Annotated in this window: 21 protein-coding genes; 8 read left to right on the plus strand and 13 right to left on the minus strand. The window is 57.7% G+C overall.

Going from position 1 to position 22197, the window contains the following annotated elements:
• The first annotated feature begins 8 nt into the window (after window positions 1-8).
• The 7 genes from ACFIO0_RS14480 to idi all read left to right on the plus strand — a co-directional run bounded on the left by ACFIO0_RS14480 (window position 9) and on the right by idi (window position 8130).
• Window positions 9-1010 (plus strand): TAXI family TRAP transporter solute-binding subunit, encoded by a 1002-nt coding sequence (locus ACFIO0_RS14480; RefSeq protein WP_390911107.1) that lies wholly within the window; start codon window positions 9-11, stop codon window positions 1008-1010.
• Between the two features lie 71 nt (window positions 1011-1081).
• Entirely contained in the window at window positions 1082-3124 is a 2043-nt protein-coding gene (locus ACFIO0_RS14485) for a TRAP transporter fused permease subunit (protein ID WP_390911108.1), read from the plus strand.
• A gap of 192 nt (window positions 3125-3316) precedes the next feature.
• Entirely contained in the window at window positions 3317-4150 is an 834-nt protein-coding gene (locus ACFIO0_RS14490; protein ID WP_390911109.1) for a cobalamin-dependent protein, read from the plus strand.
• 74 nt (window positions 4151-4224) lie between these two features.
• Window positions 4225-5136 carry a chlorophyll synthase ChlG gene (gene chlG / locus ACFIO0_RS14495; RefSeq protein WP_390911110.1) on the plus strand — a complete coding sequence of 304 codons (912 nt, stop codon included), beginning with the start codon at window positions 4225-4227 and terminating at the stop codon, window positions 5134-5136.
• Window positions 5133-6419, plus strand: coding sequence for an MFS transporter (locus tag ACFIO0_RS14500; RefSeq protein WP_390911111.1), 1287 nt, complete (start codon window positions 5133-5135; stop codon window positions 6417-6419). The genes chlG and ACFIO0_RS14500 overlap by 4 nt, the downstream gene beginning before the upstream one ends.
• Window positions 6420-6421: 2 nt before the next feature.
• Window positions 6422-7600: a geranylgeranyl diphosphate reductase gene (locus ACFIO0_RS14505; protein WP_390911112.1), complete on the plus strand. Its 1179-nt coding sequence runs from the start codon at window positions 6422-6424 to the stop codon at window positions 7598-7600.
• Window positions 7600-8130, plus strand: a complete 531-nt coding sequence (gene idi, locus ACFIO0_RS14510; protein ID WP_390911113.1) for an isopentenyl-diphosphate Delta-isomerase — start codon at window positions 7600-7602, stop codon at window positions 8128-8130. The genes ACFIO0_RS14505 and idi overlap by 1 nt, the downstream gene beginning before the upstream one ends.
• Before the next feature lie 5 nt (window positions 8131-8135).
• On the opposite strand, the gene dxs is transcribed toward idi, so the two are convergent.
• The 13 genes from dxs to ACFIO0_RS14575 form a co-directional block, all read right to left on the minus strand.
• A complete protein-coding gene (gene dxs, locus ACFIO0_RS14515) occupies window positions 8136-10043 on the minus strand; it encodes a 1-deoxy-D-xylulose-5-phosphate synthase (RefSeq protein WP_390911114.1) in 1908 nt (635 codons plus the stop codon).
• A gap of 212 nt (window positions 10044-10255) precedes the next feature.
• Window positions 10256-10495, minus strand: coding sequence for an RC-LH1 core complex protein PufX (gene pufX / locus ACFIO0_RS14520; RefSeq protein WP_390911115.1), 240 nt, complete (start codon window positions 10493-10495; stop codon window positions 10256-10258).
• Window positions 10496-10510: 15 nt separating this feature from the next.
• Window positions 10511-11437, minus strand: a complete 927-nt coding sequence (gene pufM / locus ACFIO0_RS14525; RefSeq protein ID WP_390911116.1) for a photosynthetic reaction center subunit M — start codon at window positions 11435-11437, stop codon at window positions 10511-10513.
• 13 nt (window positions 11438-11450) lie between these two features.
• On the minus strand, window positions 11451-12281 hold the full coding sequence (gene pufL / locus ACFIO0_RS14530; RefSeq protein WP_390911117.1) for a photosynthetic reaction center subunit L: 831 nt from the start codon (window positions 12279-12281) through the stop codon (window positions 11451-11453).
• A gap of 123 nt (window positions 12282-12404) precedes the next feature.
• Window positions 12405-12572 carry a light-harvesting antenna LH1, alpha subunit gene (gene pufA / locus ACFIO0_RS14535; protein ID WP_390911118.1) on the minus strand — a complete coding sequence of 56 codons (168 nt, stop codon included), beginning with the start codon at window positions 12570-12572 and terminating at the stop codon, window positions 12405-12407.
• Between the two features lie 15 nt (window positions 12573-12587).
• Window positions 12588-12743, minus strand: a complete 156-nt coding sequence (gene pufB, locus ACFIO0_RS14540; RefSeq protein ID WP_390911119.1) for a light-harvesting antenna LH1, beta subunit — start codon at window positions 12741-12743, stop codon at window positions 12588-12590.
• A 149-nt stretch (window positions 12744-12892) separates the two neighbouring features.
• Window positions 12893-13120 carry a cytochrome PufQ gene (gene pufQ / locus ACFIO0_RS14545; protein WP_390911120.1) on the minus strand — a complete coding sequence of 76 codons (228 nt, stop codon included), beginning with the start codon at window positions 13118-13120 and terminating at the stop codon, window positions 12893-12895.
• Window positions 13117-14577, minus strand: a complete 1461-nt coding sequence (bchZ, locus tag ACFIO0_RS14550) for a chlorophyllide a reductase subunit Z (RefSeq protein WP_390911121.1) — start codon at window positions 14575-14577, stop codon at window positions 13117-13119. Before bchZ ends, pufQ begins: the two co-directional genes overlap by 4 nt.
• A gap of 97 nt (window positions 14578-14674) precedes the next feature.
• Window positions 14675-16237: a chlorophyllide a reductase subunit Y gene (bchY, locus tag ACFIO0_RS14555; RefSeq protein WP_390911122.1), complete on the minus strand. Its 1563-nt coding sequence runs from the start codon at window positions 16235-16237 to the stop codon at window positions 14675-14677.
• A gap of 162 nt (window positions 16238-16399) precedes the next feature.
• The gene (locus ACFIO0_RS14560; RefSeq protein ID WP_390911123.1) at window positions 16400-17419 is read right to left on the minus strand and encodes a chlorophyllide a reductase iron protein subunit X; all 1020 of its coding nucleotides are present in this window, start codon (window positions 17417-17419) and stop codon (window positions 16400-16402) included.
• Window positions 17416-18357 carry a chlorophyll synthesis pathway protein BchC gene (gene bchC, locus ACFIO0_RS14565; protein WP_390911124.1) on the minus strand — a complete coding sequence of 314 codons (942 nt, stop codon included), beginning with the start codon at window positions 18355-18357 and terminating at the stop codon, window positions 17416-17418. Before bchC ends, ACFIO0_RS14560 begins: the two co-directional genes overlap by 4 nt.
• A gap of 135 nt (window positions 18358-18492) precedes the next feature.
• A complete protein-coding gene (locus ACFIO0_RS14570) occupies window positions 18493-19626 on the minus strand; it encodes a methyltransferase (protein WP_390911125.1) in 1134 nt (377 codons plus the stop codon).
• Complete coding sequence (locus ACFIO0_RS14575) at window positions 19627-20514, minus strand: polyprenyl synthetase family protein (protein ID WP_390911126.1); 888 nt, start codon at window positions 20512-20514, stop codon at window positions 19627-19629.
• A gap of 126 nt (window positions 20515-20640) precedes the next feature.
• Between ACFIO0_RS14575 and crtD the strand changes: the two genes are divergently transcribed.
• Window positions 20641-22173, plus strand: a complete 1533-nt coding sequence (gene crtD / locus ACFIO0_RS14580) for a 1-hydroxycarotenoid 3,4-desaturase CrtD (RefSeq protein ID WP_390911127.1) — start codon at window positions 20641-20643, stop codon at window positions 22171-22173.
• Window positions 22174-22197: the final 24 nt, after the last annotated feature.

Consider the following 22197-nt stretch of genomic DNA (forward strand, 5'->3'; position numbering starts at 1 on the left):
GATGAAACATGTTTGGGACCTTAAAAACCCTCGCCATCGGGGCAGTCGCAGCACTGGCCGTAACGGCAGCCTCTGCGCAAGAATTGAAATTCTTTACCATCGGGACAGGCGGCACAGCGTACACCTACTATCCGGTTGGCGGCGTTATCGCGAACGCGATTTCCAAACCACCAGGCTCGCGCGAATGTGGCGAAGGTGGATCATGCGGCGTTGACGGCTTGATCGCCTCTGCCGTGTCCTCACGTGGGTCAGTCGACAACGTGAACGCAATCATTTCCGGTTTGCGCAACTCCGGTTTCGCACAATCTGACGTCGCGTACTGGGCCTACACGGGCACTGGCACGATGGAAGGCAAAGAGCCAGCCAAAGACCTGCGCACAATTGCCGCCTTGTTTGAAGAGCACATTCACCTCGTTGCACTGGCCGAAAGTGGCATCAATTCTGTCGCTGACCTAAAAGGCAAACGCGTTTCTTTGGACGAGCCGGGTTCCGGCACCTACGTCGATGCGAAACTGATCCTGGACGCCAATGGTCTGTCCGTTGACGACGTCACCGCCGAAGCCCTTAAAGGCGGCGCTGCATCCGAAGCGTTGCGCAACGGCAAGATCGATGCGTTCTTTGTTGTGACCGGTTACCCAACGGGTTCCTTGGTCGAACTGGCCTCTGCAACAGACATCAAGCTGGTGCCAATTGATGGTGCCGGTGCAGAAGCATTGATCGCCAAATACGGCTTTTTCGCTGCCTCCGACATCCCTGAGGGCGCATATGAGGGCGTAGCAACAACTCCGACAGTTGCGGTTGGCGCACAGTGGTTCACAAATGCCAACGAAAGCGACGACCTGATCTATGAGATCACCAAAGCCTTGTGGAACGACGAAAGCCGCAAGTTGCTGGACGTGGGTCACGCCAAGGGCAAAACCATCACGCCTGCCACCGCGTTGAACGGTGTTGGTGTGCCTTTGCACGCTGGTGCGGAACGCTTTTACAAAGAAGCTGGCTTGCTGAAGTAAGCCATTCAAAACAAGATATTGGCCCGAGCGTAGACCCTACGCTCGGGCTTTCTCAATCTTAAGGTGCCGCTATGACTGCCGAAACGAATGACCGCGAATTGACCCCCGAAGAGCTGGCCGAGATTGAACGTAAATATGACCCCGAAACGGCGTTTCGACCCACGGGCAAGCAGCTTGGTTTCGTGATCGCCGCCTTTCTTGTGTCGATGTCGGTCTACCATTTCTACGCCTCAGGTTTTGGCCTGATCCGCGAACTTTTGCACCGCGGCATTCATCTGAGTTTCGTCCTCGGCCTCGTGTTCCTATTGTTCGGGTTTCGCAAAGAACACGGCACGATTGTGCGCGGCGGGATCACCCGCATCCAAGGCGTTCCGATCCTTGATCTGGTGTTTTCCGTGCTGGCCGTTGGGGCCGCGTTGTATCTGCCGCTGCTCCCACCCGAAATTGTCTCTGAGCGTGTCGGCAACCCATCGCAGTCGGACGTGTTCATGGGCACCGCCCTGTTGCTTTTGACGCTTGAGGCGACCCGCAGATCTGTTGGCCCGACCCTGCCAATCATCGCGTTGTGCTTTGTTGCTTTTGCTTTTTTCGGGCCATGGATGCCCGGCGCGCTCAAGCACGGTGGGTCTAGCTGGCTTGGCATCATCAACCATTTGTACATGACAAACCAAGGCATCTATGGCGTCGCCATCGGCGTCATGGCGCAATATGTTTTCCTGTTCATCCTATTCGGTGTCTTGGCCACCCGCATCGGTTTGGGGCAACTTTTCATCGACATGGCGATGGTTATCGCAGGGCGCTATTCAGGTGGCCCTGCCAAAGTCGCGATCTTTTCATCCGCCTTTATGGGCACGATTTCAGGCTCCTCAATCGCGAACACCGTGACCACCGGTGCGCTGACGATTCCGGCTATGAAACGGGTTGGATACCCCGCGCATTTCGCCGCCGCGACCGAGGCCACGGCCTCAACCGGTGGGCAAATCACGCCGCCAATCTTGGGCGCTGCGGCCTTTATCATGGTCGAATATTTGGAAATCCCGTTGCGTGACGTGTTGGCCGCGGCACTGTTTCCCGCCTTGCTGCACTACTTCGGCATTTTTGTCATGGTTCACCTTGAAGCCAAGAAATTGGGCCTGCGTGGCCTGCGCGCCGAAGAGTTGCCCAAGCTTGGCCTCGTGCTGAAAGACCACTGGCTGTCGATCATCCCGTTGATCATTTTGGTCTACCTGATCCTGTCGGGCAAAACGCCGGACTATGCAGCGGTCTACGGGATCATCGCTTGCGTCGTGGTTGGATTTCTCAACCCGACCCACCGACTGACAATCCCCGATCTTTGGGGCGCGCTATCAACCGGCGCCAAAAGCACATTGGCTGTAGGTGCGGCCGCCGCGACAGTGGGCGTTGTCGTTGGCGTTGTCACCTTGACCGGCGTCGGTTTTCGACTTGGCTATGTGGTTGTGCAAACGGCCACGGACATCGGTGAATTCGTCGGGGGCATTTGGCCGCTAAGCTACTTTACCATCGCGCAATGGGCGCTGTTTTTCTCGCTGGTTTTAATTGCCGTGGCCTGCATCATCATGGGCGCAGGCATCCCGACAACCGCGACCTACATCATCTTGGTCGCTGTTGCTGCCCCTGCCCTTGCGCAGTTGCAAGTACAACCGCTCGTCGCGCACTTTTTCGTCTTTTACTACGGGGTGCTCGCAGACATTACGCCCCCTGTTGCTTTAGCTGCCTATGCCGCCGCAGGGATTGCGGGGTCAAACCCGTTCCAAACTGGCAACACAGCGTTTAGGCTTGGCATTGCCAAAGCCCTTGTGCCGTTCGTGTTTGTCTATTCGCCAGCGTTGTTGCTGGTCGCTGACGGGTTCACGTGGTGGGCGTTCACCTACACGCTGATCGGCGCGATGCTGGGTATCTTTAGCATTGGCGTTGCATTCTCGGGATACCTGATCGCGCCATTGAAAACATGGCAGCGCTGGTGGATCGGACTGGCATCATTTTTGTTCATCGCACCGGGCGTGACGACAATGGCGATTGGTCTCGTTTTGGTGGCCCCCATCCTGCTTTGGCAGATCCCGCAAAAGCGTCGGCACAGCAGTGAGATCAAGTAAAACCCAACGCCCAAGACCGACCCTGAGAGGGAATCCGCCGATCAAATTTCAATTTAAAGTTATATTTTTGAATGGAGTAAGGGTTACACCGGACATTTGAGATCGTTATTTTTTGCTATGCTCTTGCCTGCCTCCACCTCTGACCTACCCTTTTAATTTCGTCGATGGAACGAATTGGGGGGCACGGTACATATGGCACATGCAAGCACCACATTCTGTGAAGACAGGTACAGACGGTCTTTTGAGGAACTTAGTTCTCTCGGGCTGAAATTGCCCGAAGGGTCGTTCGCATTCCTCGCCAGCGAAGTGTTGAACCGGGTCTCGCAGCACGCCGCCTTGCAAAACCAAATGCCGATCCAAACCACAGATGCGGAGATCGAAGAACTGTCTTTGGCGCTGATTTCCCAGCAAAGCGATGCAGGATCACAGTTCATTTTTGACCTCCAAAGCAAAGGCGCTTCTGTTGAAAACGTCTACCTTAGCTATCTTGCGCATGCAGCGCGCAGGCTTGGCGTGTGGTGGGAAGAAGATCGCGTCAGCCTGTTGGATGTCACTGTGGGCACTGGGCGTATTTACGCGATCATGCGTGCCATGGCCGACCTGTTCGATCTGCCCGACATTCACCACAACAAAACCGCCGTATTTTCCGCAGTGCCCGGCGAAACCCACACATTGGGCGTGCGCATGGCCGCAGATCTGTTTCGCAAAAGCGGTTGGGAAATTGATCTGAAAATCGGCCTGTCGCATGACGACCTTGTGGCTGATCTGGCCAAAAGCAACCACGTGCTGATCGGTCTGTCCGGTGGTGGCGAACACTGTATCGTCGAACTTGCCCGCCTTGTGGTCGCCCTGCGGATCAGCAACCCGAAGGCGCTGATTTTCGTAAGCGGCAACATCGTGACCGAATCGCGCGAGGTCATCGAATCGATGGACGTGGATGCAATGTCGAACGATTTTGAAGAGGCACACGCCCTAATGGACCAGCTTTGGACCCAAGCTAAGGCCTCCGCGCGCGCCAAAACGTGATCTGAACGGCAAACGCAAATGTAAATCAAACATTACACTTGCTGGATGCATATGTGTCAGACTAATCTGACATTATGTCTACATTTGATACTTTTCCAGATCCACAATCTGCGCGCCGTTTCCCGGAACCTGCAGCAGCACTGCGCCTGATCAAACCTATTACATGGTTCCCGCCGATGTGGGCCTATCTGTGTGGCGTGGTGTCTTCGGGCGCGTCCGCCGAGGGCAAAATCGAGCTGGTTATCCTTGGCGTGGTTTTGGCCGGTCCTGTCGTTTGCGGGATGAGCCAAGCGGCAAACGATTGGTGCGACCGCCATGTGGATGCCATCAACGAACCTGATCGCCCCATCCCGTCAGGACGCATTCCGGGCCGTTGGGGTTTGTGGATCGCATTGGCCATGTCGGTACTATCCCTCGTTGTCGGCTACCAGTTGGGCCCTTGGGGCTTTGGCGCGACCATCTTTGGCGTCCTTGCGGCGTGGGCCTATTCCGCTGAACCCATGCGTCTCAAACGCTCTGGCTGGTGGGGGCCGGGGCTGGTCGGGCTGTGCTACGAAGGATTGCCGTGGTTCACGGGTGCCGCCGTTTTGTCGGCAGGTGCACCGTCTTGGCAGATCATCGCGATTGCCGCGCTCTATGCGATCGGCGCACACGGCATCATGACCCTAAACGATTTCAAAGCGCTTGAGGGCGACCGCAAGACGGGCGTGAATTCACTACCTGTCACGCTGGGGCCACAGCGCGCAGCCAAGGTCGCCTGCTGGATCATGGCCATCCCCCAAATCATCGTCATCGGCGCGCTAACGCTTTGGGACAAACCGTGGCACGCATTGGCAATCACCGCCGTTTTGATCGCACAACTGGCCGCGATGCGTTTCTTGTTGCGCGACCCGAAAGGCAAAGCGCCGTGGTACAACGGCACCGGAATTACGCTGTATGTTTCCGGCATGATGATCGCCGCTTTTGCATTGCGAGGCTTGTCATGACGCTCAGTTGGACACAGATCGCGCGGCTAGGGCTGGTGCAGATGGCGCTGGGTGCGATTGTGGTTTTGACCACTTCGACGCTGAACCGCTTGATGGTTGTTGAATACGCACTGCCTGCCATTCTGCCCGGCGCATTGGTCGGGTTGCACTACGGCATCCAACTGTCACGACCGCGCTGGGGCTTCACGTCTGACACCGGCGGCAACCGGACCCGTTGGATCATCGGTGGTATGGCAATTTTGGCACTGGGTGGCTTTGGAGCTGCCTTTGCAGTGACCTTGTTTGAGCAAAGCTTTGGTCTCGGGATCGCCCTGTCAGTGCTGGCCTACGCGCTGATCGGTATTGGCGTCGGGGCCTCTGGCACGTCGCTATTGGCGCTATTGGCAAGCGCCACCGCCCCGCATCGTCGCGCGGCGGCAGCAACAATCACATGGCTGATGATGATCTTTGGGATCGCGATGACCGCTGGAATTTCCGGCAGCTTTCTGGACCCTTTTACGCCTGCCCGTTTGCTAAGCGTTGTCGCAGTTGTCGTAACCGCCGCCATGCTGCTGACGATTGTCGCCGTGGGGCGGATCGAACAGCATGTACATGCACAACCTGAAACCCAAACGCCAACGCCGTTTTGGGAAGGCATGACGCAGATTTGGGCCGAACCAAAAACCCGCAATTTCACCTTGTTCGTATTTCTGTCGATGAACGCCTATTTCATGCAAGAACTGATCCTTGAACCGTTTGCCGGCCTCGTTTTTGACTTTACGCCCGGCCAATCCACAGCCCTGAGCGGTGCGCAAAACGGTGGTGTTTTTGTCGGTATGCTGACCGTCGGGATTGCAAGCACAGCACTCAAGATCGGCGCACTGCGCAGTTGGGTCGTGGCGGGTTGCCTTGGTTCCGCCGCCGTCCTTGGCATGATCTGCATGGCGGGATTTGGCAGCACAGCGGTTCCGTTCACCGCCCTTGTGGTCGCACTCGGGTTCTTTAACGGCATGTTTGCCGTCGCAGCGATTGGCGCAATGATGAGCCTTGCATCCCAAGGACGCGGCCAGCGCGAAGGCACCCGCATGGGGCTGTGGGGCGCCGCCCAGGCCATGGCCGCTGGTTTCGGCGGACTTGCAGGGGCCGCTGCCGTCGATGTTGCACGCGGGTTTTGGGCAGACGGCCCGGCCTTTGGAATTGTGTTCGCGGCAGAGGCCGCATTGTTCCTTGTCGCCGCGATCATGGCCGCACGGGTTATGGAAAATTCAGCGCAGCCAAACGCCGCGCTCGTACCGGGAGAATAGCGATGTATGACGTAGTTATTGTCGGAGGTGGCCCATCAGGGGCCATTGCGGCCGAAGACCTCGCGCGATCAGGTAAATCAGTTGCGTTCATTGACCGCGATGGGCGGATCAAACCCTGCGGGGGTGCCGTCCCCCCTCGGTTGATCCAGGATTTCGACATTCCCGACAGCCAGATCGTTGCCCGCATCAACACCGCGCGCATGATTTCGCCCTCACAGCGCCACGTCGATATTCCCATCGAAAACGGGTACGTTGGCATGGTCGACCGCGAACATTTCGACGAATTCCTGCGGGTTCGCGCCCACCGCGCCGGCGCACATCGTTTCACCGGCACGTTCATCCGCATTGATCGTGACGCAGATGGCACCAAAGTCATCTACCGCGACAAAGCATCGGGCAATCAAATGGAGCTCGCAACCAAGCTGATCATCGGCGCGGACGGGGCCCGGTCCAACGTCGCCAAAGCCGAGGTCCCCGGGTGCGAAAAAATCCCGTATGTCATCGCGTATCATGAAATCATCGAAGCCCCTGACGCGCGCGAAGGATACGACCCATTGCGGTGCGACGTGATCTATGACGGCGCGATTTCGCCGGATTTCTACGGTTGGGTTTTCCCCCACGGCAAATCCGCGAGTGTCGGCATGGGCACTGGCATCGACGGCGTTGATCTAAAGAAAGCAACGGCAGAATTGCGCGCGGCGTCTGGCTTGCAAGACTGCAAAACCATCCGCAAAGAAGGCGCGCCTATCCCACTGCGCCCCATGGACAAATGGGACAATGGCAGCGACGTGCTGCTGGCCGGTGACGCCGCTGGCGTCGTCGCCCCGTCGTCCGGCGAAGGTATTTATTACGCGATGGTCGGCGGGCGCGTGGCGGCAACGGCGGCGGCCGCGTGTTTGCAAAGCGGGCGGGTCAAGGACTTGCAACTGGCGCGCAAACTGTTCATGCGCGAACACAAAGGTGTTTTCAAAGTGCTCGGAGCCATGCAAAATGCCTACTACCGCAGTGATGCGCGGCGCGAACGGTTCGTGTCCTTGTGCCATGATGTGGATGTGCAGAAATTGACGTTCGAGGCCTACATGAACAAGAAACTGGTCGCAGCCCGCCCCTTGGCGCACCTGAAAATCGGGATCAAAAACCTGGCCCATTTGACAGGCATCGTATCCGAGACGCGCATCTAATGACGATCATGATCCCCGCCTGGATTGACGGCAAATTGCAACCTTTCGAAAAACTGGCAGCGCACCAACAAGGCGTGCGCCACATGGCTGTTTCGGTGTTTGTGATGGCGCAAGGCAAGGTGCTGATCCAGCAACGCGCGTTGGGCAAATATCACACGCCGGGCCTGTGGGCGAACACCTGCTGCACACACCCGATTTGGAACGAAGACATGACCGTTTGTGCCGTGCGTCGTCTGGATGACGAGCTTGGGATCAAAGGATTATCCCCCGTTCATCGCGGCGAAGTTGAGTACCGTGCAGACGTCGGTGGCGGGTTGATCGAGCATGAGGTCGTTCAGGTTTTTCTGGCCGAAACCACGCTGGATCTGGCGCTAGATTTGAACCCGGACGAGGTCATGAACACCCGCTGGGTCGATTATCACGAACTGATCGCCGAGGTGCAGCGCGAGCCTGAAAAATTCACGCCGTGGCTTAGCATCTACCTTGCCAAACACAGCGATTTAATCTTTGGCGACGCGCTCGCGTCCTAACGCAGCTACACCTCTAGCAGAGTCCCAAGACCTGCTGCTTGCATCGCGCTGGCAGCGATATCTGTCGCCTTCAGACCAGCGTCCGCATACATTGCATCTGGTGCTGCTTGGTCGATGAAACGATCCGGCAGCGTCATTGTGCGCACCGCAAGGTGACCGTCCAACAGCCCTTCGTTGGCGAGGTAGTGCAAGACCATCGCCCCAAAACCACCTTGCGCGCCTTGCTCAACCGTCAACAACACGCGGTGGCTTTTAGCGAGTTGGCGGATCAAGGCGTGATCCAGTGGTTTCGCAAAACGTGCGTCCGCGATGGTCACAGAAATTCCGTTGGCCTCAAGCATTTTGGCGGCTCTGCGGCCTTCCCCCAGATGCGCGCCAAACGACAGAATGGCGATGTCTGATCCGTCTTGGATGATGCGACCTTTGCCGATTTCCAGCGCCTCGCCCATGTCGGGAATTTCAACGCCTTCGCCTTCGCCGCGTGGGTAGCGGAACGCGATCGGACCGCTGTCGTGCGCAGCTGCAGTGGCGACCATGTGCACGAGTTCAGCCTCGTCTGCGGCGGCCATCACGGTCATGTTTGGCAGGGCAGAAAGGTAACCCACGTCGAACGCGCCTGCGTGCGTGGCCCCATCGGCACCGACCAAACCGGCGCGGTCAATCGCGAAACGCACCGGCAGGTTTTGCAAGGCAACGTCATGCACGATTTGATCGTAGCCGCGTTGCAAGAACGTCGAATAGATCGCACAGAACGGACGTAACCCGCCAGCAGCAAGGCCCGCAGCAAATGTCACGCCGTGTTGTTCTGCGATGCCAACGTCAAAGACGCGCGCGGGGAATCGATCCGCTAAAATGTCGAGCCCCGTGCCCGATGGCATCGCGGCAGTGACTGCGACGATCTTGGAATCCGTCTCGGCATGTTTGGTCAACGCGGTTCCGAACACCTTGGTGTAGGACGGGGCGTTCGCGCGTTTCTTGGCCTGTGTACCGCTGGTCACGTCGAATTTTGCAACGCCGTGGTATTTGTCGGCAGATGCTTCGGCGGGGGCGTACCCTTTGCCTTTGACCGTGCAGCAGTGAATCAAAACCGGACCTGTGGCGCGGGTGTGTGCAGCGCGCAAAACGCTGAGAACCTGTGTCAGATCGTGCCCGTCGATGGGGCCGATGTACTGGAACCCCAGTTCTTCGAACATCGTGCCGTTGCCGCCTGTGACGCCTGTCACCAACTGACGCGCGCGGCGGGCGTGGTCGCGCAAGGGGCCGGGCAAGGCTGTCTCAAACCCTTTGGCCATCGTGTGCAATTCGCCAAAGGGTGAGGCGTACAAACCGGACAGATATTTCGACATGGCACCGACGGGCGGCGCGATGCTCATTTCGTTGTCGTTCAGGATCACGAACATACGCCGACCTTCGGCCCCTGCGTTGTTCAGTGCCTCGTAGGCCATGCCCGCGCTGATCGACCCGTCGCCGATCACGGCAACCGCGTCGCCGGTGGGCTGCCCCATGTCGCGTGCGACAGTAAAACCCAACGCGGCTGAAATCGAGGTCGAACTGTGCGCTGCCCCAAACGGGTCGAATTCAGACTCGCTGCGTTTGGTGAAGCCAGACAGCCCGCCCTCTTGGCGCAGGGTTGGCATGCGCGCGCGGCGACCTGTCAACACTTTGTGCGGATAACATTGGTGGCCCACATCCCAGATGATTTTGTCGCGCGGGGTGTCAAAAACAGCGTGCAGCGCAACCGTCAGTTCAACCACCCCAAGGGATGACCCCAGATGACCGCCCGTTTGGGCAACCGCATTGATGACTTCGCAGCGCAGTTCATCCGCGAGCTGGCCCAGCTGGGCATCGCTGAGCGATTTCATGTCTGACGGTTCGCTCACGCGGTCCAGGACCGGGGTGTTGGGACGGGACATGGGATGTCCTTTCATCTGCATAAGATGGGTTGTGGCTAGGCCTGATGGCCGGGGAACAGATGACGCGTCGCCCTAAAGCTGGCGACATCTGTCTCCCGTAGCCAACAGGAGTGTCGGGGTGTCGAGCCTCCGACGTATCAGGGCACCCAAGGGACCGGGTTTCCTAATCTGGGGTGGGCGGGGCGAAACAGATCGCCCGAGCGCCCGAAAGTTCAGACCAGTTCGGTGTCTTTGACCGTCAGGTTGAACGAGAACGGCGTTGGATCTTCGGTCTCGCGGGATTCATCAGGCAAAAGATTGCCGATGCCGTACAAAGCCCAAATTCCAAAGACCAGCACGAGGCAGAATGCAGCAGCGTACCCCGCCCCTTTTAGCATCAACGCCAAGACATCGGCGCGCAGGCGAAAACTGGGGTCCGAAGAGGTTCTCAGGTAGTCGTTGTTATCACTCATGATTGCTCTCCTTTGTTAATCAAGCGGTGCGTAGCCGTGGACCTGCGCCCAGACGAACCAGTTGTCGACAACCGTGCCGGTCAGCAAGATACCGATGCCGCCAGTCAACGGCGTCAGCACGGCGAACCACCACGCCCAACGGTGGATACCTTCCATCGTGGCGTTGAAACCCATCGTCCAGCGCCAGAATAATGCGGCGCGTTCGGATGCAGTGCCCCGATCAACGATCTGCTCAATTTCGCGTTCACCGCCATAGCGCGACACGGCCAGAATGGTCGCACCGTGCATCGCAAACAGCAGGGCAGATCCGTAGAGGAACGCAATGCTCAGCGCGTGGAACGGGTTGTAGAACAGGTTGCCGTAGGTCAGCGAAAACAGGTTGGTCCAGTCAAGGTGCGAGAAGACGCCGTAAGGCACAGCTTCGGACCACGACCCCATCAGGATCGGACGGAACAAGCCCAGCACCAGCACCAGCCAGATCGCGGACGCAAATGCCCAGCTGACGTGTTTGCCAAGGCCGAGTTCTTCGGCGCGCCGGTAGGTTCTGACCCACCATGCCATGATCGACACAAGAAAGAAGAACGACGCGATGACCCACCAGCCGCCTTCGTCTAGCGGTGCCATGCCAAGCCCGTATTCTTCGGCAGGTGGTTCCAGCGACAGCCAGAACAGATCCCGCATGAACAGAGCTGGTGAATAGTCCACCTGAGCCCAGAAATTCATGCCGATGATAAAGAACCACACAAGGCCTGTGGCCAGCGACACCAGCCCGAATGGTCCCAGATAGATTGGCCCCAATTGTGCGTTGCCAAACAGGCCCGCCAGGGATGAAAAGGTCGCAGATTTCGTGCGTTCCCGATCAAGCGTGCCGTTCGGGTCAAGACCCATTTCCGGCGGTCCCTGAACTTGAACCTGTGTGAAGATATTCTGATATTCAGCCACTTTTCATCCCCTCCTACAGGTCAGCCCACCAGGGCAATTCAGCGTACCAATCCCACCACGCGCTCCATTGGTCGAACCAGATGGTGCCCGAGATCACGATGCAGATAGCGCTCCAGACAACCGCGCTGAGGGCAAGAAACAGACCCAAGCGGTGGATGCCGAGTGGCCCGATCGAATAGCCGACCAGATCGCGGAAATACGTGTCTTCGTGGTCCGGTGTGGCGATCTGTTTGCCTTTGCCCGGATTGACCGCGGACAGAACCAGCGACCCGTGCAAGGCCAGTGCAAAACACGTCGTAAAGAAGAACGTGATCGCGATCATATGGGCCGGATTGTAGTGAAAGTTACCGTAGGCGTAGCCCACATTGTTCACCCAATCGAGGTGGCTAAAGATGCCGTATGGAAATCCGTGCCCCCATGCGCCCAGCAAAACAGGGCGGATGATCACCAGCGTCACATAGGCCAAAATCGCGATGCTAAAGGCAAACGGTACGTGGTATCCCATGCCCAGTTTGCGGCAGATTTCGACCTCGCGCATCATCCAGCTGATAAAGGCCATGGTCGCGCAGAATGTGATGATTTGCCAAAGCCCGCCTTCGGCCAGTGGGGCAGCGCCCAAACCGACCTCAAGAGCGGGTGGGTTGATCGAAATCAACCACGGGTTCCAGGTGTCGCCAAGGGCTGCACCGTAGAAAATCAAGAGAGTGCCGAGGGCGGCAAAAAAGAACGTCGTGACGCCGAAAAAGCCGACATAGAAGGGTCCCACCCAGAAGTCGAACAGATCACCGCCAACCAAAGTCCCGCCCCGGACCCGGTATTTTTTCTCGAAGCTGAGCTGAGCCATCTTCATCCTCCTTAGTGCGCGGTTCCTGTCGAAAACAGAAACACGGGCGCGCGTCGTTTTAATCAATCTGTGGGGTTTGCTAGGGGCGGCCGGAACCGCCCCAAGCATGATTTCTATGCCGAATTATTCGCCAGCTTCTGCCACGCCAAAGGCGCGGGTAAACCAGTTGGTTTCAGGATTGCTTAGCAGGACGAGGTGAATCATCGCTGCAAGCAAAAAGAGAAACACACCCTGTGCCACGAATACGCGACGTGGGTCGAAAACCAGCCAGATCTTGTAGAACTGTGCCATGTTAATTCCTCTCCGTTACCAAGCGAACCAAGGCAGTTTGAAATACGTCAGTACGTGAGCCACAACCGCGATGGTCGTGAAGATCCAAAGACCGCTCATGTAGACGGAGTGCAATTCCTGCGCTTGTTCGTCTGAAAGACCTGTGAAAGACAAGTCGGATTTATCAGCCATTTTTTTCTCCTGAAAATATGTACTGACGCCGCGCTCCCCCCGCGGCTGGGCTACGACAAAGGTTCATCCCTTGCCCTAATCCACCACTCCGGGGGGGAGTGGCGAATTTGATGTAACCCATCGTCTCGACCCGACGGATTGAATTCGATTTACGCCGAGAATATTCTCGGCGTGATAATCTGCGCTTGGCTCCACGCAGCTTTGATGGGGCCGCGTTCCGGCAGCTCCATGCGACGTGCAGCCGACAGGCCCCACGTCAAAAACGCGAGCGGCAAAGTGGCTACAAAGATGACGGCAAAATACGCGTAGTATTCCCGCATCGGCGCGGCATGGCTACGACGCTCACGCGTTGGTGCTTCGTGTGTGAAATCAGTCATTTGGTTCCTCCCAAAGCTGGTTGAAGTCCCTGAACGGTTTCCAGAACGACCCGCTCGTCCCCTTGGTCAAGCGCGCGCTTTTCAGCGGCATCCCGAAGGGTCTTGGCGGCGGAAATCCGTGTCAGGATCGGGTGGCTTGCTACGAGTTCATCGAGCATCGCCTGCGCATCGCCATCCCAAGGGAAGTCGCGGCGCAAAGTCGTTGGTGTGGCCTCGGCAGCATCCATGTCCGTGCCCAGTGGCAGGATGTGGAACAGCGCGTCAAACAGGCCATTGCAGACCTCTTGGACCAAATAAGTCGCCCCCGCGTAGCCCATAAAGGGCGTTCCCGTCGCGCGCCGAATGGCGGCCCCCGGAAAGCTTGCAGAGATAAAGGCAGGTGCGGGGCCAAAGCCCGCTTTCATCTCGGCCAGATACATCTTTTCGTTGATCGACCCGAACACGATCAAGGGCCGCTTTTGGTGCATCCAAGCGCGCACTTCGTCGTTGTCGGTTTTCTTGCCCCGCGTGCGGGCGACCGCAAAGGCGCAGGGCAAACCCAGATCGTTTTCAAGGAAGTTCCGAATGCCACGCGCGTAGGTTTCATTGGCCACAATCGCGAATGACGCGGTGGCGAAAAAGTCTTGCGTGACAGAGCGCCACAAGTCCCAAACCGGCTTGATCGTCGAATGCTTTTCGCGCTCGATAAATGGCTCTGGATCTAGCCCCAACATCTCGCCTAACTTGCGCAGGAATTTTGTGGTTGAAACGATGCCAACCGGCGCTTGCAGGTACGGTTTTTGCAGCACCTCGCACAGGCCGCGCCCAAATTCACGGTACATGCAGATGTTCACGTCCGCGTTCACCAGCCCACGCATTTCAGACACATGCGCGCCCAGCGGCATCACCATATTGACGTCAGCGCCGATGCCTTCGACCAGGCGCCGAATTTCAGCCAGATCAGACGGCATGTTGAACGTGCCGTACATCGGGCCCAAAATATTGACGCGTGGGGCGGCGTCCTCTTCGCGTTTTTTCTCGGGCGGCATACGCCCTTTGGTCATGCCAAATTCGGTAAAGATCCACGTCATGGCGCGGTCTGCAGATTCCCACTGATCCTCATCAATGGTGCGCGGCAGAAAGCGCTGAATGTTGGTGCCTTGGGGGGTCACGCCGCCGCCGATCATCTCGGCAATCGATCCGGTTACGACCACGGCTGGCAGCGCGGGATCAAGGGTACCCCACGCGCGTTTCATCGCCTCTTCGGTGCCCGATCCCATCTGGTCTTCGCCAAGGCCCGTTACCACTATCGGCAACTCGTGTGGGGGCAATGCGTCGGTGTAATGCAGCACAGAAGTCACGGGCAGATTTTCGCAGCCCACTGGGCCGTCGATCACAACTTGCAAGCCTTTGACCGCACAGAACGCGTAGACTGCGCCCCAGTATCCGCCTGCTCTGTCGTGATCTTGGACTAGCATGATGCGGTCCCCGCGCCCAGATTACGACGGGGTGCGAACGCGCATCCTTTTGATACGCTGCCTCGCGAGCTGCGAGAATTATGAACTCTCGCAGTCACTAAATCATCTCCGCCGCTTTGGCAGCCTTAGCAGCACGTTCCAGCTTTTTGGCGTTTTGCGCGCGGAATTGCGGTTGCAGGTTCGGGGAACCTTCCCAAACACCGGCGGTGTCTTTGTGCCCGACGCCCTCAAAAAATTCGCGCATGTGATCCATGCGTTCTTTGTTGGCCATGGCACCGTTGACAACTTCGGCGAGGGAACCAGCCCCCGCGACGCCCATAAGAGGACGCGCGGAAATCAGGTTGGTGAAATACAGCGACGGAATGCCCATTTCCTTGCCCTTTTGGACAACCGGCGTTGTGCCGATGGCAAGGTCCGGTTTGATCGCCTCCATCGCGGCGCAATCATCCTCAAGCGAGGCGCGGAATTTAACCTTAACGCCGCGCGCCTCAAGCCATGCAGCATCATCTGCCGACCAAGGTGTTTTCGGACAGGCTGTGCCAACATAAGGAATGTCAGCGCCGCTTTCGATCAACAAACGCGCGACCAGCAATTCGCTGCCCTCGTAGCCTGACAGGGTGATCGTACCTTTGACAGGCTTGGCCGCAAGGGCCGCTTTGATCGCTGGCAGAAATTGGTTTTGCGCCTCTGCAATCTGGCTGGTGGGGATGTTAAACGCGTCCCCGATGCTGGCCAACCACCCAGCCGTGCCATCATGGCCAACGGGCGCAGAGCCGATGACAAGACGCCCCGCGGCTTGGAATTCACGCACCGATGCGGTGTAAAACGGATGGATCGCAGCCACGGCCCCGCAATCCAGCGCACCGTAAAGTTCGCGCCATTCGCGGCAAGGCACAACCGGCCCCGCAGCCAGCCCAAGCGGGGCCAACATTTGCCCGATCATCATCGGATCAGCCGGGAACATTTCGCCGAGCAGGCTGACTGTCGGGCGATCTGATTTGCCGGAGGCGGGCATTGGCACGGGACCTGCCTCGATCTCTTTTCGCGCGTAGTTTAACATCGCACCGGCCAACACGTCTTTGGCTTCGGCGTGGGTCGGAATGCCAAAACCCGGCACGTCGATGCCGACAATCCGCACGCCGTTGATCTGCTCTGGCAGCAGGCGCAAAGGCACGCCTGACGCGGTCGGCACACAGAGGTTCGTGACCACAACGGCGTCTAGTTTTTCAGGGTCGGCAATGTCGTGAACAGCTTCGCGGATGTCCTCGAACAGTTTGCCTGTAACCAGCGTTTCAGAGTTGAACGGAACGTAACCAACAGAGCGGCGCGCGCCGTAAAAATGCGACACGAACGTCAGCCCATAGACGCAACAGGCCGACCCTGACAGGATCGTGGCTGTGCGTTTCATTCGCAAGCCAACGCGCAATGATCCAAATGCAGGGCACATGGATTGTGGCTGGTCGTGCGGGCCTGTGGGGTAGTCTTTGGCGTATTGATCCAGAATTTCGGACTTGCCAGCCATACGCGCGGCGTAGGCCATTTCGGACCCGGCGTGACAGCCCAAACCGCCTTCAGGCAGTGGCGCATCGCGGCCTTCGACTTCCGTGCCGGTTTCGACCGCTACCGCGTCCGCGTCGTCATATGTGACTGGACCATTCAAAACTGCTGCCCCGTCGTGAACATGCGTTTCGTATTGCCTTTGGCGATGGGCTCAGATTTGCAGCGAGGATCAAATTCGCGGTTGCATTTGTCGCTATTCGGCTGGCTAAATGTCGAATTTCTCTCAATTGAATCAAATACTTGCTGGATAATCATTTCGACTTCACACTTCATCGTACACGACCTCCAGGCTTTCGACCGGCATGCCGTATTTGCCACGCATGTCTTCGGCTGTGGCTGGAACCAACGTGTAATCACCGCCCGTGTCTTTGGCGTCAAACAGACCCAAAAGACCGTCCTGATCCAGCGGGGCCGGACGCACAGGTGGAGCAATCGAAACTGCGTCACCGAGTTCGGCAAACAACGCGCCCCATTGGGATTCAGAGGTGCCAACGATCTGGTAGTTCGCCGATTTCTTGCGCAAGTCATCGTCTTGCGGGATCGCTGCGAGGACCGGAATATCGACGGCTTTGGCAAAGGCCGCAGCCTCGCCTGTGCCGTCGTCTTTGTTGATCACAAGGCCCGCTACACCAACGTTACCACCCAGCTTGCGAAAATATTCGACTGCTGAGCACACGTTGTTGGCCACATACAGTGACTGCAAATCATTCGATGCAACAAGGATAACCTTTTGCGCCATGTCACGGGCGATGGGCAGGCCAAAGCCGCCGCACACCACGTCGCCGAGAAAGTCGAGCAAGACGTAATCGAAATCCCAGTCGTGGAACCCGAGTTTTTCCAGCAATTCAAAACCATGGATGATGCCACGTCCGCCACAGCCGCGCCCGACTTCTGGGCCGCCAAGTTCCATCGCGAACACGCCGCCGCGTTTGAAACAAACATCGCCGATCTTGACCTCTTCACCCGCCAGTTTTTTCTTGGAGGATGTTTCGATGATCGTCGGGCAGGCTTTGCCGCCAAACAGCAAGGACGTCGTATCGGATTTCGGGTCACAGCCGATCAGCAGAACGCGTTTGCCCTGTTCGGCCATCATGTGGCTGAGGTTCGCCAAGGTGAAGGATTTGCCGATACCGCCCTTGCCGTAGATCGCGATGATCTGGGTTTTGGACGTCGGTTCTTCGTTGATGATGTCAGCGAGATCTTCGTGCGCTTCGTCGCGCAAACGCTGATCAAAATCCTTGATCGATCCTTCGCCGTGCAGATTTGGGATATCCAGTGTCATGCGTGACCTTTCCAATCGAGGATCATTTTCAAGCAGCTTTTGTCGGTGAATGCCGTTTCATAGGCCACCGCTGCGTCCGTCGGTTTTGCGATGTGTGTGATCAGACCGTCCAGAGACAGCGCGCTTGAATCGATCAATGCGCGCGTGGCGATCAAATCGTCGGGCGTCCATTCCGCAGAGACGCGCAGGCGCGCCTCTTTCATGAACGCAGGCGGAAAGGCGAAATTGATCGGGTCCGTGTAAAACCCAGCAAGGACGATCTCGCCGCCTTTGACCAAACGACCAATCAAGTCGCCCAAGATCGATGCGTTGCCGGACACGTCGTAGATAGATTTGTAGTCGCGGCGCGGATCGGCATCGGGATGCACCACGTTGTATTCGAAATCACCCGTCGTGCGGATGGGGTCGATTTCCCAAACTGTTGGGGCAGGTGCGCCCGCTGCAATCGTCAGACGTGCAAGCAATCGACCTAAGACGCCGTGACCAACGATCAGGTCAGGAACCGCTTTGCCCGGACCTGCAATTGCGTGACGCGCGGTCGCTGCCAGCGCGAGCAATGCGCCCTCGGCCCTCATCGCGGCGTCAATTTTGATGACCCGTGCTGCGTCGCTGACGAGCAAACTAGACGCGCCCCCGAACAAGCCAAACGCGCCATCGTAGCAATTCGCGCCGGGCACAAAAACACGGTCGCCAGCCTTGAAACCAGAACCGGATGTGGCTTCGACCACTTCGCCTGCCGCCTCGTAACCGGGAACCAGAGGGTACCCCTTGCCAGGGAATGGTGGCATTTTGCCCGACCAGAACAAGTTTTCCGTGCCCGTTGAAATGCCCGAATGGCTCACCTCGATCACAAGATCACCGTCAGTGGGCGCGTTCACGTTCAGCGTCTCTAGCCCTAAATCGCGCGGGCCTTTTAATATGACGGCTGTGGCTTGCAAAAAGGCGTTCCCCCGCTTTGGATTTTCGCGGTCACACCCAAAGAAGACTCGGTTGCGACACTTTGTACTACCTGTAAGGTAAACCTGACACTTTTATCTGTCAATAAACTTAGACACTTTCTCGTGTGCTAACTGTCAGACTTTTCGGACATCGATGCAGCGGGTCACGAATGGGCGCGACGCTTTGGGAAATGTCACCTGTGAAAAACCTGCGGTACGGCACATTTCGCCAATGTTGGCTGCGGATCGCGCCTTGCCTGTGCGCATCGCCAGTGTGTACAGCGCGAAATAAACGTCCCCTGCCCGCTCGGGTTTTGTGTCCCCCAGCATCGGTTCGGAAATGATCAAACGACCGCCCGAAGGCAACGAGTTGAAACATTTAGACAATAGATCAGCAACAGTTTCGTCGCTGTGATCGTACAAAACCCGAATCAAGCTGATCGCATCGGCACCAAGGGGAACAGCCTGTGTTTTGAACGATCCGGACTGAACAGTCAGCCGCGATTCCAGACCTGCATTGGCGAACCGGTGCGTGGCGGCAGGGGCAACTTCGGGTAGATCAAACAACGTCAGGTCGATGTTTTTGTACGCTTGCCCAACCGCCTTTAGGAACGCACCAGACCCGCCGCCGACGTCCATCAGCTTGTGAACGCCCTTGAGTGAAATCGCGCGCAGCGTGTCTTCGGCGACGAGCACCTGACTGTCAGCCATGAGGTCAGAATAGGTCGTAGCGATGGCCGGATCCATGTCGCCGCCAAAAACGTAAGGCCAGAAATCTGCCAGTTCGGTTTCGACCTCTCCGCGGAAAAACGCAACGGGATCAGACAGGTCGCGGTACAACACATCGTGGTGGTCAATCATCTGCACAAGGCCCGGCACGCCGACCAGCGCGGCCCCCGTTCGGCTCACTCCAAACCGCCCGGCGCGTTTGTGTTTTAACAACTTGAGGGCAACACCCGCACGCAGCAAAATCTCCATCCGCTCAGGCGGGACTGAGCTGGCCAAAGCCAGTTCCTGCACCGTCGCAGGCCCGTCCATCAAGGCCTGAGGTATCTTAAATTTGACCAAGGCCATCAGAACCTGCGAGTGGCAAAACCCAGCCAACAGATCGAACATTGCCTCGCCTTCGCGCCGCACAAGACTGCGGGTCAGTGGAAAGCCGGCGGCCCATTTCTGGAATTTTCGCGACGCCATTAGACGTGCCTGCCAATTGCCAAAACGGCGCCGTTTGGGCGTAGCAAAGGCAACATCTGCAGGGGCGTCAGTCATTTATTCACCCGCGATTTTTGCCGCCTGCGCTTGGCGCCATTTGATCGGCGTCAACACTTCGGCTTGGGCGGTCACCATCTTGGCCAACATCGCCTCGCCTGGGCATTTCGGGATCGAAGAAATCGCGCCACTTAGGATGTCACGCATCCGCCCGATCGCGCCATCGATGCCCAATTCAGTCACCGCATTGGGGCGTCCATGCAGGTCGTCTTGACCCACAGGCTTGCCCAGCGTTTCCTCGTCATAGAGCGCGTCGCGCAAATCATCAGCGACCTGAAAGGCCTCGCCGATGCGGGCACCCAGTTCTTCCCACGGCTCTGCGTCTTGGCCTGCTGCGACGGCACCCATTTGCGTCGCCGCGATGAACAACGCACCGGTTTTAGCACGGTGATAGGCCGACAGATCAATGATCTGTTCGCTTTCCCAGCCTTGCCCAGCGCAGATACCATTTGGCATGCCAGAGCGTTGGGTGAGCACAAGCATAATTTGCGCTGCTCGGGCAGGATCAAGGTGGGCAACGCGCGCCAAAATTTCGAACGCCATGATGATCAGGCTGTCACCCGTCAACACGGCCAAAGGTTCGCCAAACGCACGGTGCACCGATGGTTTCCCCCGGCGGGTATCGGCGTCATCAAAGCATGGCAGATCGTCGTGCACGAGCGACGCACAGTGCATCAGCTCAAGCGCTGCAGCAGCCGCATCTGCCAACTCAGGGCGATCATCACCGCAGGCAGCTGCGACGCTTAGCAAAATTGTCGGACGGATGCGCGCGCCACCCGGCGTCACGGTGTAGTGCAAAGCAGAGGCCAGCTTGCCCGGCGACGGAGCCGCCTGCCCCGCACGTATAGCACTGGAGATAGCGCTATCTATTCGCGAACTGAAACCCATGCTGTTCTCCGTGAATCTATGTGGCCGATAGGAGTGTAATGTATTGATGACATCGAATGTGTCAACTAAGTTAGACACTATCGCTGTCAACAAAACCGGATTCTCAGCGCAAAGGAGGCGCGATCAATGGTGCAGCCACCGCCAAATGTGACGATCATCGGGGCCGGTATCGGCGGCCTTGCTGCGGCCCTGCGCCTGTCACATGCCGGTCTGCGCGTGACGGTGCTGGAACGCGCTGCAACGCCGGGCGGCAAGATGCGCACGCTGCCAACACCCGCAGGCCCGGTTGATGCGGGGCCCACGGTTTTAACCATGAAACCGGTGTTTGATGATCTGTTTGCCGCAGTTGGTGTCCGCCTCCAGGACCACGTCACGTTAGAACCTGAACACGTCCTAGCCCGCCATTTTTGGCCCGATGGTGCGCAGTTGGATTTGACCGCTGACAGGCAGGAAAGCGGCGAAAATATCGCGGCAGTCTTTGGCGCAAAATCCGCATTGGAATTTGAGACCTTTGCCATCAAAATGCAAAAACTGTTCGATGCATTTGACAAACCAATGATGCAAACTGCGGTTCCGACACAGGCCGCGCTGATTGGGCATGTGATGAAAAATCCATCGCTGATTTTGGCCATGCAACCACATTTGAACATGGCGCAGTCGGTGCATCGTCACTTCAGCGATCCACGTCTTGCACAGCTTTTTGCCCGTTACGCGACCTACGTGGGCAGCGTTCCGAACAAGGCCCCGTCGATCCTAGGTTTAATCGCCCATTCAGAGGCGCAAGGCGTTTGGCGGGTCAAAGGTGGCATGCACAAACTGGCAGTAGCCATCGAAAAACTAGCCGTGAAATTCGGAGCCGAGTTTCGCTACAACACCCACGCTGAGCGTATCGAGACCCAGAACGATTGTGTCTGCGCGGTGCAGACGCGCGACGGGCGAATTCCCACCGATGCGGTGTTGTTCAACGGCGATCCGCGCGCATTGGCGCAGGGGCATCTTGGGCAAACGCCTATCACGGCAGTCCCGAATGACGCGACTGAACCGCGCAGCCTGTCGGCCAATGTTCTCAGCTTTGCCGCGCGGGCCCACGGCCTGCCGTTGTCGGCCCACAACGTGTTGTTCGCGGATGATCCACGCGCAGAATATGCGCCTTTGATCAAAGGGCAGACACAAACGGACCCGACCTTGTACATCTGCGCCGAGGACCGTTTTGGCGGATCAAATCCTAGCGATCTTGAACGGTTCGAAATTATCATGAATGCCCCTGCCGTGCCCGATGGCACCACCCACAGCACGAAAGAGAGACAACAATGCCAGACCCAGATTTTGGACAGGTTGCGCAGCTTCGGCCTAACGTTCACGCCCCAACCAACCGATCAAACGCTGACGATGCCAGCCGACTTCGCACAGATGTTTCCGGCCTCGAACGGATCACTTTACGGGCGATCCCCACATGGGATGATGGCGGCATTCAAACGGCCGACAGCACGCACGGCGCTAAAGGGTCTGTATCTGGTTGGGGGCGGGGTGCATCCGGGGGCGGGCGTTCCGATGGCGACACTTTGCGCACGGCACGCGGCAGGGGCGATCATGCAGGACCTAACTTTGACCTCGACGTCCCGGCAGGCGGATATGCGTGGTGGTATGTCGACGGTGTAAGTGACGATGGCACGCGCGCCGTAT

The organism is Pseudosulfitobacter sp. SM2401, assembly GCF_042932805.1.
Taxonomy (GTDB): Bacteria; Pseudomonadota; Alphaproteobacteria; order Rhodobacterales; family Rhodobacteraceae; genus Ascidiaceihabitans.

Bases quoted from the DNA above. Each gene is read 5' to 3' on its own strand.
- ACFIO0_RS14480 (WP_390911107.1), top strand. From the start codon at position 9: ATGTTTGGGACCTTAAAAACCCTCGCCATCGGGGCAGTCGCAGCACTG.
- ACFIO0_RS14485 (WP_390911108.1), top strand. From the start codon at position 1,082: ATGACTGCCGAAACGAATGACCGCGAATTGACCCCCGAAGAGCTGGCC.
- ACFIO0_RS14490 (WP_390911109.1), top strand. From the start codon at position 3,317: ATGGCACATGCAAGCACCACATTCTGTGAAGACAGGTACAGACGGTCT.
- chlG (WP_390911110.1), top strand. From the start codon at position 4,225: ATGTCTACATTTGATACTTTTCCAGATCCACAATCTGCGCGCCGTTTC.
- ACFIO0_RS14500 (WP_390911111.1), top strand. From the start codon at position 5,133: ATGACGCTCAGTTGGACACAGATCGCGCGGCTAGGGCTGGTGCAGATG.
- ACFIO0_RS14505 (WP_390911112.1), top strand. From the start codon at position 6,422: ATGTATGACGTAGTTATTGTCGGAGGTGGCCCATCAGGGGCCATTGCG.
- idi (WP_390911113.1), top strand. From the start codon at position 7,600: ATGACGATCATGATCCCCGCCTGGATTGACGGCAAATTGCAACCTTTC.
- dxs (WP_390911114.1), bottom strand. From the start codon at position 10,043: ATGTCCCGTCCCAACACCCCGGTCCTGGACCGCGTGAGCGAACCGTCA.
- pufX (WP_390911115.1), bottom strand. From the start codon at position 10,495: ATGAGTGATAACAACGACTACCTGAGAACCTCTTCGGACCCCAGTTTT.
- pufL (WP_390911117.1), bottom strand. From the start codon at position 12,281: ATGGCTCAGCTCAGCTTCGAGAAAAAATACCGGGTCCGGGGCGGGACT.
- pufA (WP_390911118.1), bottom strand. From the start codon at position 12,572: ATGGCACAGTTCTACAAGATCTGGCTGGTTTTCGACCCACGTCGCGTA.
- pufB (WP_390911119.1), bottom strand. From the start codon at position 12,743: ATGGCTGATAAATCCGACTTGTCTTTCACAGGTCTTTCAGACGAACAA.
- pufQ (WP_390911120.1), bottom strand. From the start codon at position 13,120: ATGACTGATTTCACACACGAAGCACCAACGCGTGAGCGTCGTAGCCAT.
- bchZ (WP_390911121.1), bottom strand. From the start codon at position 14,577: ATGCTAGTCCAAGATCACGACAGAGCAGGCGGATACTGGGGCGCAGTC.
- ACFIO0_RS14560 (WP_390911123.1), bottom strand. From the start codon at position 17,419: ATGACACTGGATATCCCAAATCTGCACGGCGAAGGATCGATCAAGGAT.
- ACFIO0_RS14570 (WP_390911125.1), bottom strand. From the start codon at position 19,626: ATGACTGACGCCCCTGCAGATGTTGCCTTTGCTACGCCCAAACGGCGC.
- ACFIO0_RS14575 (WP_390911126.1), bottom strand. From the start codon at position 20,514: ATGGGTTTCAGTTCGCGAATAGATAGCGCTATCTCCAGTGCTATACGT.
- crtD (WP_390911127.1), top strand. From the start codon at position 20,641: ATGGTGCAGCCACCGCCAAATGTGACGATCATCGGGGCCGGTATCGGC.